This is a genomic window from Polaromonas aquatica, from assembly GCF_050626995.1.
In the GTDB taxonomy this organism is placed as follows: domain Bacteria; phylum Pseudomonadota; class Gammaproteobacteria; order Burkholderiales; family Burkholderiaceae_C; genus Polaromonas; species Polaromonas aquatica_A.
Window position 1 is genome coordinate 1861619 of record NZ_CP192467.1, and the last position, 11859, is coordinate 1873477.

Annotated in this window: 10 protein-coding genes; 9 read left to right on the forward strand and 1 reads right to left on the reverse strand. The window is 64.5% G+C overall.

Annotated features, from left to right (window positions below):
* The first annotated feature begins 133 nt into the window (after positions 1 to 133).
* Genes ACQ4MS_RS08880 through ACQ4MS_RS08895 form a run of 4 tightly spaced genes read left to right on the forward strand, consistent with a single transcriptional unit; the run spans position 134 to position 3260 of the window.
* Positions 134 to 1147: a branched-chain amino acid ABC transporter permease gene (locus ACQ4MS_RS08880; RefSeq protein ID WP_431099087.1), complete on the forward strand. Its 1014-nt coding sequence runs from the start codon at positions 134 to 136 to the stop codon at positions 1145 to 1147.
* The gene (locus ACQ4MS_RS08885) at positions 1144 to 1887 is read left to right on the forward strand and encodes an ABC transporter ATP-binding protein (RefSeq protein WP_431099088.1); all 744 of its coding nucleotides are present in this window, start codon (positions 1144 to 1146) and stop codon (positions 1885 to 1887) included. Before ACQ4MS_RS08880 ends, ACQ4MS_RS08885 begins: the two co-directional genes overlap by 4 nt.
* Positions 1884 to 2630 (forward strand): ABC transporter ATP-binding protein, encoded by a 747-nt coding sequence (locus ACQ4MS_RS08890; RefSeq protein ID WP_431099089.1) that lies wholly within the window; start codon positions 1884 to 1886, stop codon positions 2628 to 2630. Before ACQ4MS_RS08885 ends, ACQ4MS_RS08890 begins: the two co-directional genes overlap by 4 nt.
* Before the next feature lie 6 nt (positions 2631 to 2636).
* Complete coding sequence (locus tag ACQ4MS_RS08895; protein ID WP_431099090.1) at positions 2637 to 3260, forward strand: ATP-binding cassette domain-containing protein; 624 nt, start codon at positions 2637 to 2639, stop codon at positions 3258 to 3260.
* Here ACQ4MS_RS08895 and ACQ4MS_RS08900 read toward each other — a convergent pair.
* Positions 3257 to 5059 (reverse strand): sigma 54-interacting transcriptional regulator, encoded by a 1803-nt coding sequence (locus tag ACQ4MS_RS08900; RefSeq protein WP_431099091.1) that lies wholly within the window; start codon positions 5057 to 5059, stop codon positions 3257 to 3259. The genes ACQ4MS_RS08895 and ACQ4MS_RS08900 overlap by 4 nt on opposite strands.
* Positions 5060 to 5332: 273 nt before the next feature.
* Between ACQ4MS_RS08900 and ACQ4MS_RS08905 the strand changes: the two genes are divergently transcribed.
* The 5 genes from ACQ4MS_RS08905 (at position 5333) to ACQ4MS_RS08925 (ending at position 11841) form a co-directional block, all read left to right on the forward strand.
* Positions 5333 to 6787 carry a benzaldehyde dehydrogenase gene (locus ACQ4MS_RS08905; protein ID WP_431099092.1) on the forward strand — a complete coding sequence of 485 codons (1455 nt, stop codon included), beginning with the start codon at positions 5333 to 5335 and terminating at the stop codon, positions 6785 to 6787.
* Between the two features lie 86 nt (positions 6788 to 6873).
* Positions 6874 to 7641: a coniferyl-alcohol dehydrogenase gene (locus ACQ4MS_RS08910; protein ID WP_431099093.1), complete on the forward strand. Its 768-nt coding sequence runs from the start codon at positions 6874 to 6876 to the stop codon at positions 7639 to 7641.
* An 86-nt stretch (positions 7642 to 7727) separates the two neighbouring features.
* A complete protein-coding gene (locus tag ACQ4MS_RS08915; protein WP_431099094.1) occupies positions 7728 to 9404 on the forward strand; it encodes a DUF1302 domain-containing protein in 1677 nt (558 codons plus the stop codon).
* Between the two features lie 23 nt (positions 9405 to 9427).
* Positions 9428 to 10786 carry a DUF1329 domain-containing protein gene (locus ACQ4MS_RS08920; RefSeq protein WP_431099095.1) on the forward strand — a complete coding sequence of 453 codons (1359 nt, stop codon included), beginning with the start codon at positions 9428 to 9430 and terminating at the stop codon, positions 10784 to 10786.
* On the forward strand, positions 10786 to 11841 hold the full coding sequence (locus ACQ4MS_RS08925) for a WD40/YVTN/BNR-like repeat-containing protein (RefSeq protein ID WP_431099096.1): 1056 nt from the start codon (positions 10786 to 10788) through the stop codon (positions 11839 to 11841). Before ACQ4MS_RS08920 ends, ACQ4MS_RS08925 begins: the two co-directional genes overlap by 1 nt.
* Positions 11842 to 11859 lie beyond the last annotated feature (18 nt).

Genomic DNA, 11859 nt, shown 5'->3' on the forward strand with positions numbered 1-11859 from the left:
TAGAATAAATGTTCTTGCTTGTTTAAATAATAGAACGTATATTCTGTTCTGTCCAGCCCTTCTTCAGCTTTTCTTTTCCAACGCTTTATTCCTGCACCCATTCACCCAGAACAAACGAAGAGACAAGGTCCCCATGCAACTCGCCTCCGGCCGCGCGCCGCTGATCCCCTTGCCGATGCTCGCCACATTGCTGGTGCTGCTGTCCACACCGCTCTGGGTGGGCCGCGTCGGGCTGTACCAATACCTGGCCCTGGAAATCATGATCTGGGTGCTGTTCGCGTTGGGCTACAACCTGCTGCTGGGCTTCACCGGCCTGCCCTCCTTCGGGCACGGCGCTTTTTTCGGCACGGGCGCCTATGCCTTCGGCCTGCTGCAACTCAAGGTCTGGCCCAACCTGTGGTTCGACCTCGCCGGCGCGGTGCTGGTCACGGCGGCGCTGGGCGCGCTGGTGGCGCTGTTCATCTCGCACAGGCGTGGCATTTATTACGCGCTGCTCACCATCGCCTTCGGCCAGGTGTTCTGGTTCATCGCCAACAAATGGCACACCGTCACAGGCGGTGAAGACGGGCTGCTTAACATCAAGCGCCTGCCGGCCGATTTCGGTTTTGTGTCCTTCAACCTTTCGGGCAACAACGCCCTCTTTTTCTTTTGCCTGGCGCTGTTCGCGCTGGTGCTGCTGGGCCTGTGGCGGCTGATCCATTCGCCGCTGGGCCGCATCTTTAGCGCCATCAAGCAGAACGAAATGCGCGCGGCGTTTGTGGGCTACAACGTCTGGCTCTACAAGTGGCTGGCCTTCACGATCTCCACCGCGGTCGCGGGCCTGGCCGGCGCGCTGTTCGCCATGGCGCAGCAATCGGCCTACCCCAACGTCATGAGCCTGCACAACTCCGGTTTTGTGGTGATGATGGTGCTGATAGGCGGCGGGCTCGTGAGCTTCTGGGGCCCCGTCATAGGCGCGACCTTTTTTATCCTGGCGCGCGACCTGCTGGGCGCCTACACCGAGACCTGGCTGCTCTGGTATGGGCTGATCTTCATGGCCATGGTCCTGTTCAAGCCCGAAGGCGTCGCCGGCGCATGGCAGGCCTGGAAGGCCAGGCCGCGGCGCAAGGCGCCGGCCAAGCCGGTGCACGCGGGAGGTGCGCTGTGAAGCTCTTCGAGGCCAGCGGCCTTTCCAAACGATTCGGCGCCCAGGTGGTGCTGCAGGACATCACGCTCAGCTTCGAAGAGGGCCAGCTCAACGGCATCATGGGCCCCAACGGCGCGGGCAAGACCACCTGCTTCAACGTGCTGACGGGCCGCTACAAGCCCGATCGCGGCCGCGTGACCTTTGCCGGTGAAGACATCACAGGCCTCTCGCCACGCGAGATCGCGCGCAAAGGCGTGTCGCGCTCCTTCCAGATCATGAATTTGTTCGACAGCTACACCGCGCTCGACAACGTACTGGTGGCCACACCACACGTGCGCAGGCAGGGCTTCAACCCCTGGCGCGACCTGGGCGCCGACAGCACGGCGCAGCAGCTGGCCGCGGGCATCCTCGAGCGCGTGGGCCTCAAAGGCAAGGAACGCACGCTGGCCAGCAGCCTGTCTTACGGCGAGCGTCGCGCGCTGGAGATCGGCGTCGCGCTGGCGGCCGAGCCGCGCATGCTCTTCCTCGACGAACCCACCGCCGGCCTGGGCGCCGAGGGCACGGTGCGTCTGATGGAGCTGGTGAAAGAACTCAAGCGCCAGCTCACGATTGTGATCATTGAACACGACATGAATTTTCTCTTCAAGCTCGCCGACCAGATCTCCGTCATCCACTGGGGCCAGGTCATCAGCCAAGGCACGCCCGACCAGCTGCGGCAAAACGAGTGGGTGCGCCGTTCCAACCTGGGAGCGCTGGCATGAGCGCGGCGCTGAAATCAGCGACGCAATCCGTATCGCCGCCGGCGGACATGCTGGCCGTGGACCGTATCGACACCTTTTACGGCGAGACGCAGGTGCTGTTCGACGTGTCGCTCAAGGTCGGTGCCGGTGAGGTGGTGACGCTGCTGGGCCCCAACGGCGCGGGCAAGACCACGCTGCTGCGCTCCGTGCTGGGCCTGACGCCGCCGCGCAAGGGCGCCATCGTCTTCGACGCGCGCGACATCACGCGCATGCCCACGCACGAGATCGCCAAGGCCGGGATGGGCTGGGTGCCCGACGACCGACGCATCTTTCCGACGCTGACGGTGGCGCGCAACCTGGCCATCGCGCGCAAGGCCACACGTTTCCGGTCCTGGCACGAGAAAGAATGTTTTGAAATCTTCAGCGCGCTCGAATACCTGATGCACCGCGAGTGCGAAAACCTTTCGGGCGGCGAGATGCAGATGGTGGCGATCTCGCGCGCCTTGCTGGGCTCGCCCGGCCTGGTGCTGTTTGACGAGCCCAGCCAGGGCCTGGCACCCAAGGTGGTGCAGGACGTGATGAAAACCATCAGCCGGCTCAAGGCCGAAGGCATCGCAGTGCTGGTGGTCGAGCAGAACGTGCAAAGCGCGCTGCAGGTGGCCGACCGCGCCTATGTGATGAACCAGGGCGTGATCGTCCACGAGGGCCCTGCGGCCGACCTGCGCAACGACGCCGTCTTGTGCCGGCAGCTTTTAGGAGTCTGAGCCAGCATGAGCCATCCACTTTTACGCGTTGAAAATGTCGCCAAGCAATACCAGCGCGGCGTCTTCCGCAAGACCACGACCTTCTCATTGAACGCCGATTTCGAGGTGCATAAACCCTGCGTGGTCGGCGTCATGGGTCCCAACGGCTCGGGCAAGACCACGCTCTTTGAGCTGATCACTGGCAGCAACCTGCCGAGCGCGGGCCGCGTGCTGGTGAACGGCCAGGACATCCACCAGGTGCGCACGCGCGAGCGCGACCGGCTGGCGATCCACTACCACCAGTCCTACCAGGTGCGGTCGTTTCAAAAGACCAAACCCGACTTCATGCTGGCGCATGCGCAAAGCGATTCGCCGCTGGTGCACCTGTTCGACGAACCTCAGTTCAACACGCAGGACGGCTACATCGGCTTCATGCTGGACTTCTTCGCCAAGCTCAAGGCCAACGGCCGGCTGGTGTTTTTATGCCTGCATCCCAACGAGCCCTACCACGTCGACATCCTGCGGCAGTGCTGCGAGCGTTTTATCTTTGTGCAGAAGGGCACGGTCAGTGAAGCGCCGGATTTCGACACGCTGGCGCGCGACGAGAGGGTGCGGGCCTACCTCGGGGCACTGGCACCTGCGATGACTTAAATCAGGCTGTGTTTCCTGGCACGATAAGCCAACTTCGCCCGCGTGGTGTTGAGCCGCCGTGCCGCCGCCGAAAGATTGCCCTGGCAGGCGGAGATGGCGCGTTCCAGCATGTCGCGCTCGGTTTGCTCCAGGGACTGCGGCGAAGCGGCGGTTCCCGCCGGCACGGGATGCGCGGCGGCCTGCGCCCCATCGAAGTTCAAGGTGCCTGAACTGCCCTGCATCCGCAAAGTCATGACCTCAGCACTCAAAGTCTCGCCACCGGTGAACAGGTGGTGCACGTCGATCAAGCCGTCGGCGTCGGCCATGATCACGGCGCGCTCGATCAGGTTTTGCAGTTCGCGGATGTTGCCGGGGAAGTCGTAGTTCAGCAGCGTGCGCACCGAGGCCTGCGTGAAGCCGCCGGTGTTGCAGCCGTGCTTGCGCCGGTAGTGGTTCAGGAAGTGGTTCATCAGCAGGGGAATGTCGTCGCGCCGCTCGCGCAGCGGCGGCAGGTGAATGGGGAACACATTGAGCCGAAAGAACAGGTCTTCGCGAAACCGCCCTTCGCGCACGGCCTGGCGCAAGTCTTCATTGGTGGCGGCCACCACACGCACGTCGACCGCGATGCCGCGCGTGCCGCCCACGCGCTCGACCTCGCCTTCCTGCAGGGCGCGCAGCAGCTTGCCTTGCGCCACAAAACTCAGCATGCCGATTTCGTCCAGGAACAGGGTGCCGTTGCTGGCCCGCTCAAAGCGGCCCGGCCGCGAATGGCTGGCCCCGGTGTAAGCGCCGCGCTCCACGCCGAACAGCTCGGACTCGATCAGGGTTTCCGGGATGGCTGCGCAGTTCACCGCGATAAACGGCTCGTCTTTGCGCGGGCTGATCCTATGCAGCATGCTGGCGAACTTTTCTTTGCCCACACCGGACTCGCCCGTGAACAGCACGGTGGCGGTGGTGCGCGCCACGCGGCTCAATTGGTGGCAGGCCGCGTTGAAGGCCGATGAGGCCCCCACCATCGCGTCGCCGGCCGGGACTTCGCCGGTCGCCAGGTCGGCCGGCCCAGCTTCGCTGCGCGCATAGGCCGCGGTGTCGACAAACTCCCGGGCGTTCAGGTAGCGCATGTCCTCTTCAATGTTGTCCCACTTGTCAGCGGACTTGCCGACCACCCGGCATTGCGCCTGGCCCATGGACCGGCACATGGTTTCCCGGAAAACGATGAGGCGGCCGAACAGCGTGCTGACGTAGCCCGTGGCGTAACCCACCTGCATCCAGCAGGCCGGGGAGCCGCCTATGCCGTAGGCGGCAATGTGTTCATCGTCTTCGCTGGAGTTGTGCCAGATGAATTCGCCTTCATACCCGCTGGTGTCCGGGTCGTAGGTCACGCTGACCAGCTCGACCTTCACCACGCCCTCGAGCGCGTGCAGGCGCGTGCCGGCCATGGCGGCAGCCGGGGGGTCGGCGTCGGGCCAGTGCTTGCGCACCAGCTGGGCATCGCGGGCGCCGCTGACGTAACCAGCGCGCGTGAACAGGCCGCGGGCTTTTTCGATGCCCAAGCTGTCGATCATCTCGCGGCGCATGGAACCCAGCGCCTCAGTGTGCAGCAACACCATGCGTTGGTCTTGCAGCCAGATGCGCCCGTCGCCCGGCGAGAAGAACAGGCATTCGCTGATGTCGGCGATTGTCGGGTGCGTGTCGCCGCCGATGTGCGTTCTGGCAAACCCGCCCATGGCTTTTGCCACCGACGCGCTGTCGAAGCTGCCCAGCGCGACCCCGGTGGCCCGCGCCACCTCCGCCAGGGAAATGCGATCGGATACGCGCATGGCCTTGCTCCTCGATTTTGATTGATTTGATTTGATCAATTGGTGAAATTTGATTCAACTTTATAACCAATTGACGAAGAAAACATGGGTGGTTTCCATGTGCTGCACCGCAACAAACACACCTAGGGTATGTCCCGGGTTTCCCAGCGAAAAAGCCTTGGGTGCAGCGCAGCAAGCGGGCCCTTGGGCGCGGAGCTGGTACATGCATTGCGATACAGCAGCACGACGCGCCGATGTGGCGAGCTGATCAAACAACCGTAAGGACAAAAGCAAATGGGTGTATCCGACGCGATGGCATTTCTGGATTTTTCCGCGCTGGCGCAAGCGCCGCTGGGCGGTGGAAAGCGCGACGTGGTCGAGCCGGCAACCGGAAAAGTAATGTGCACGGTGGGCATCGCCAACGCGGCGGATGTGGCCGCGGCCACGCGGGCGGCGGCCAACGCGCAAAAGCCCTGGGCCGCCCTGCCTCCGCGCGAAAGGGCCGACGTCTTTCGCCGCGCCGGCGCGCTGTTCCAGCAGCACTTCGACGAACTTGCGCTGTATGCCACGCGGGAGACCGGCGGCATTTTGCCCAAGGGGCAGCATGAAGTACGTGAAGCCATCACCATCTGTCACCTGGCCGCCGCCATGCCGTTGCAGCCCCAGGGCCATGTGCTGCCCAGCGTGCCGGGGCGCACCAGCATCGCCCGCCGCGTGCCGCACGGCGTGGTGGGCGTCATCTCGCCCTTCAACTTTCCGCTGATCCTGACGCTCCGTGCGGTGGCGCCGGCGCTGGCCGCAGGCAATGCGGTGGTCATCAAACCCGACACCCGCACACCGGTGACCGGCGGCCTGATGATCGCGCGCATTTTTTCGGAGGCCGGCCTGCCCAAGGACTTGCTGCATGTGTTGCCCGGCGACGCCGAGGCCGGCGAAGCTTTGGTCACCGACCCGCTGGTGCCCATGATCGCCTTCACCGGTTCACCCGCGGTAGGCAGGCGCATCGGTGAGCTCGCGGGCAAGCACCTGAAGAAGGTGTCGCTGGAACTCGGCGGCGCGAACTCGCTGATCATCCTGGACGACGCCGACCTGGACATCGCCGCGAGCAACGCCGCCTGGGCCGCCTACCTGCACCAGGGCCAGATCTGCATGGCCGCCAACCGCATCCTGGTGCACCAGAGCATCGCGGCTCCGCTGCTGCAGCGCCTGGTCGCCAAGGCCACGCACCTGCCGGTCGGCGACGGCGCAACCGGCCAGGTCGCGCTCGGGCCGCTGATCGATGCGCGCCAGCGCGACCGCGTGCATGCCATCGTGCAGGACAGCATCAAGGCCGGCGCCAAGCTGGAAGCCGGCGGAAGCTACGACGGTCTGTTCTACAAACCCACGGTGCTGTCGGGCGTCAAGCCGGGCATGCGCGTGTTCGACGAAGAGACCTTCGGCCCGGTGGCCAACATCGTCACCTTCGGCAGTGACGAGGAAGCGGTCGCGCTGGCCAACAACAACACCGGCAGCCTGGCCTGCGCCGTGATCTCGCGCTCGGTGGGCCGCGCCATGGCCGTAGGGCAGCAGCTCAAGGCCGGCATGGTCCACATCAACGACCAGACCGTCAACGACGACTGCGTCAATCCCTTCGGTGGCCCCGGCATCGCGGGCAACGGCACCAGTGTGGGCGGCCCGTCCGACTGGGAGGAATACACGCAATGGCAGTGGATGACCGTCAAGGACACCGCGCCCATGTTCCCGTTCTGAGCGGCACCCTTCGACTTTTTGACTTTTCGATTTTTGGCTCACCACATCAAGGAGACCTTCATGAATCCGCACACCCGGGAGGCTTTATGAGCCTGCAAGGCAAAACCATTGTCATCACCGGCACTTCGTCCGGCATAGGCGCCGAGGTGGCCAGGCTGGCGCGCTTCCAGGGCGCCACGGTCATCGGCATGGACCGCAACGATCCCAGCCTGACGCTGGACGGCTTCGTCAAGGCCGATCTCGGCACGGCCGCGGCCATCGACGCCGCGGTGGCCCAGTTGCCGGCGAAGGTTGACGCGCTGTGCAATATCGCCGGCGTACCCGGCACGGCCGACGGCGAGCTAGTTGCCCGCGTGAACTACCTGGGCCTGCGGCATCTGACGGAAAAGGTGCTGTCACGCATGCCGCGCGGCGGCAGCATCGTCAACGTGGCGTCCATATTGGGTGCCGAATGGCCGCAGCGGCTGGCCCTGCACAAGGAGCTGGCGGCAGCGAAGGGCTTCGAGGCCGGCGCCGCATGGCTGAGTGGGCACCCGGTGCCGCAAGCCATCTGCTACCAGTATTTCAAGGAAGCCCTGATCGTCTGGAATGCCGTGCAATCGCAGGAGTGGTTTCTGGGCAAAGGCGTGCGCATGAACTGCGTGGCGCCCGGCCCGGTGTTCACACCCATCCTGGGCGACTTCGTCGCGATGCTGGGCCAGGAGCGGGTCCAGGCCGACGCCCATCGCATGTTGCGCCCCGGCTTCGCCGACGAAATCGCACCCGCCATCGCCTGGCTGTGCGGTGACGCCGCACGCTGGGTCAGCGGCGTCAACATCCCGGTCGACGGCGGCCTGGCCTCCACCTATATCTGACGACATCCGACACCAGCACGCTGTGGGTGCGAGGGCATCCATTCCGATTCACGACAAGCACTACTACACCACGAGGAGACAAAATCATGACAAAACTGTTCACCCCTTTCAGGCTCAGCACGCTGGCGCTGAGTTGCATGGCCTGCATGCTGCCGGCGCATGCTTTCGAGCTGGAGTCCAGCGATCCCGACACCAAAATCCGGCTGGACTTCACCCCCAAATACAGCCTGGCGTACCGGCTGAAAGACCCGTCAGCGCTGCTTACCTCACCGGCTGCCCGCGGCGACGGCGGCGTGACCAACGAGAACGACGGCGACCTCAACTTCAAGAAGGGCCTCGTTTCCAACCGCGCCGACCTGCTGACCGAGTTTGATTTCAGCCGCAACAACTGGGGCCTGCGCATCAGCCACTCCGCCTGGTACGACTCGCAGTATTTACGCGCCAATGACAACAACGGCACGGCGGGCGTGAGCAACTTCGCCGGCCAGGCAGCCAACCAATTCGTGCCCGCCACCAGAGACCAGCATGGCCGTGGCAACGAACTGCTCGATGCATTCGCCTGGGGCAAGGGATCGATCGGCAGCATGCCGGCCTCGATACGTGTCGGCAAGCACGCGCTGCAGTATGGCGAGAGCGTGTTTTTCGGCCAGAACGGCATTGCCAACGCGCAAGGCCCGGTGGACATCGCAAAAATCGTCTCGGTGCCAAACTGGCAGTTCAAGGAAGTACTGCTGCCGGTGGAGCAGATTTCAGGCACGTTGCAGGTGGCCGAAGGCGTAACCCTGGGTGGGTACTACCAACTCAAATGGCGGCCGAGCAAGATCCCCGGCGTCGGCAGCTATTTTTCCAACCAAGACTACATAGGCGGCGGCCGCGTCTACCTTGGCGGGCCGGTGCTGCCCACCGACACCAGCCGCGACCAGAAACCAGGCGACAGCGGCCAGTTCGGCGCCCAGTTGCGCTGGGCACCGGCCGGCAGCAACTTCGAATACGGTGTGTATGCAGCGCGCTACAACGACAAGACGCCGGCCGTTCCGGTGTTTGACCTGATCAACGGCAATGTGCATAACGTTTACGCCAAGGGCATCAAGACTTTCGGCGCCAGCGTCACGTCGTCGATAGGCCAGCTCAACTGGGCGCTCGAAGGCTCGGTGCGCACCGATGCGCCATTGGCCAGCGACCCGGCCGTGCTGGGCGGAGCACCCTTCATGCCGGCGGCCAACTGCAGTGGCTCGCCCGCGAATCCCTGCTATGCCACAGGCAAGACGGCGCACCTGAACTTATCAGGCATCTACGTGCTCAACAAATCCAGCCTGTGGGACGGCGGCGCCCTGGTGGCTGAACTGGCGTGGAACCGGCTGCTGAGCGTCACCAAAAATCCCAGCGCCGTCGGCTTCGGAGGTCTGGATCCCAACGCCACGCGCGACGCGGCGGCCTTCCGCATGATCTTTGAGCCGCAGTACTTCCAGGTGCTGCCAGGCCTGGACCTGTCCATCCCGCTGGGCCTGGGCTACAACTTCGGCGGCCGCTCTTCCGCCGTCATCAACTTCGCCGGCGGTGCCAGCAACGCGGGCGACGTGAGCATAGGCATCAAGGGCAAATACCAGAACGTCTGGAACTTCGCCCTGAACTACACCGCTTTCTTCGGCAAGGAAAACACCTTGACCGTCACGGATGCGCGCACCCCTACCCGCATGCTGTCCTATGGGCAGACCCTGAAAGACCGCAACTACGTTTCCTTCACCGCTTCCCGCACTTTCTGAAAAACATTACAGAGACAACCATCATGATGCAGACCACAAAACTTTCATTGATCGTGGCCGCCCTGCTGGCCGGCGCCATGTCCGCCCAGGCCGCCGTCACCGCCGAAGAGGCCGCCAAACTCAAATCCTCGCTGACGCCCATGGGCGCCGAAAAAGCCGGCAACAAGGAAGGCACCATCCCGCCTTGGGAAGGAGGCCTCGCCAAAGCCACGCCGGGCTACAAGAACGGAGATGCGCGGCCCGACCTGTATCCCAACGAAAAACCCATCCTGTCGATCAACGCCAAAAACATGGCACAGCATGCCGACAAGTTGACCGACGGCGTGCAAGCGCTGATGAAGAAGTACCCCGACTTCCGCATCGACGTCTACCCCACGCATCGCACCGCGGCGGCGCCGCAGTCGGTGTACGACAACACTTTCAAGAACGCCACACGAGCCAAGACCATTGAAGGCGGCTACGGCATGGAAGGCGCTTTTGGCGGCACGCCGTTTCCGATTCCCAAGGACGGCTATGAAGCCATGTGGAACCAGCGCACGGCCTGGCGCGGCGGCAACTTTGCCATGCCGATGCGCGTGTGGGTGGTGACGTCCGACGGCAAGCGCACCATGGTCTCCGGCGGCACGCAGACCATACGCCAGGCCTTCTACGACAAGGATGGCAGCGCCGAGAAGTTCGACGGCTACTACCAGTACGGCAAGCTGGTGGTCAACGCGCCGGGCTCCAAGGCTGGCGAGGCCATCCTTGCGCTCGACGGCGTTTCGGAAGCCGCACCGCGCGGGCTGTGGCAGTACCTGGTGGGCCAGCGCCGCGTGCGCAAAGCGCCTTCCGTGGCCTACGACACGCCCGACTCGGTGACCTCCGGCATAGGTTTGTTCGATGAAGCCTTCACGCTGTTCGGCCCCATCGACAAGCACGAGCTCAAGCTGGTCGGCAAGAAAGAAATCTACATCCCCTATAACAACAACCGCGCCGCCTCCGCGAAGATCGAAGACCTGGTGACGCCCAACACACTGAACCCCGCGCAGGTGCGCTGGGAACTGCACCGCGTGTGGGAGGTCGAGGCCACACTGGCAGCCGGCAAGCGCCACGTGGTGCCCAAGCGCAAGTACTACATCGACGAAGACTCCTGGCAGATCGCGCTGTTCGACGGCTGGGATGCCAAAGGCCAGCTCTGGCGCACCAACTATGCGCTGATGCTGACGACGCCCGATATCCCGGCCGTGACCAACGTCGTGCTGTGGGGCGGCTATGACATGCAGACCGGCGCCTATTACCTGAACATGGCGTCGAACGAACTGCCCAAGCAGTACGAAGTGCAGCCACCGATTCCGCGCTCCTTCTTCAGCGCCGAATCCCTCGCCAGCGAAGGCGCGCGCTGATGGCTGGAGTCAACCGGCGGCAGGCCGTCCTGGCGGGGCTGGGCGGGATTACCGCGCTGCCCGGCTGGGCGGCCAATATGCCGGCGGTGCTGTCGCAGGCCGCGCTGCTCACACCCAAGGCCCTGGGTGCGGCCACGCTGGCCGTGGCACGGGCCGGCGACCGGCTGGTGGCGGTCGGCGAGCGCGGCACGGTGCTGCTGTCGGACGACCACGGCGTGAGCTGGCGGCAGGCGCAGGTGCCGGTGCAAGCCACCTTGACGGCCGTATGTTTTACCGATGCGCGTAACGGCTGGGCCGCGGGCCATCTGGGCGCCATCCTGCGCAGCATGGATGGCGGCGCCAGCTGGCACAAACAGCTCGACGGCGTGCAGGCGGCCGAACTCGTGAAACAGGCCGCGGAACGTTCAAGCGATGCCAGTGCCATGGCGCAGGCGCAGCGCCTGGTGGAAGAAGGCGCGGACAAACCTTTTTTTGACCTCGAATTCATCGACGCCCAGCGCGGCTTTGCCGTCGGCGCCTACAACCTGATGTTCGCCACCACCGACGGCGGCAAAAGCTGGACGGCCCTGGGCCCGCGGCTACCGAACCCCAAGAGCCTCCACCTGTACGGCGTGCGCGCACGCGGCCGCACACTGGTGATTGCCGGCGAGCAGGGCCTGCTGCTGCGCTCCACCGACGGCGGCGCCAATTTCAGCGCGCCGGCGTCGCCCTACAAGGGCAGTTTTTTCGGCCTGCTGCAAACACGCGGCGGCGCGCTGGTGGCCTACGGCCTGCGCGGCACGGCTTATCGCTCCACCGACGAAGGCCTGCACTGGGACAAGCTGGACACCGGCTTGCCCATGGCGATCGGGGCCGGCATGGCTTTGCCAAACGGCGGCTTTGTACTGGTAAGCCAGGCCGGCGATGCCCTGGTGGGCGGCGCGGACGGACCCGCCCTGCGGCGCATCCCGGCGCGTGAAGCCGTTCCGGTTTCAGGCGCCGTCCTGGCGGCCGACGGCAGCCTGGTGCTGGCGAGCCTGCGCGGCATGCGGCGTGTGGAACTGCCCGCCAGCTAAAAGAAAAAAAGAAGAAAA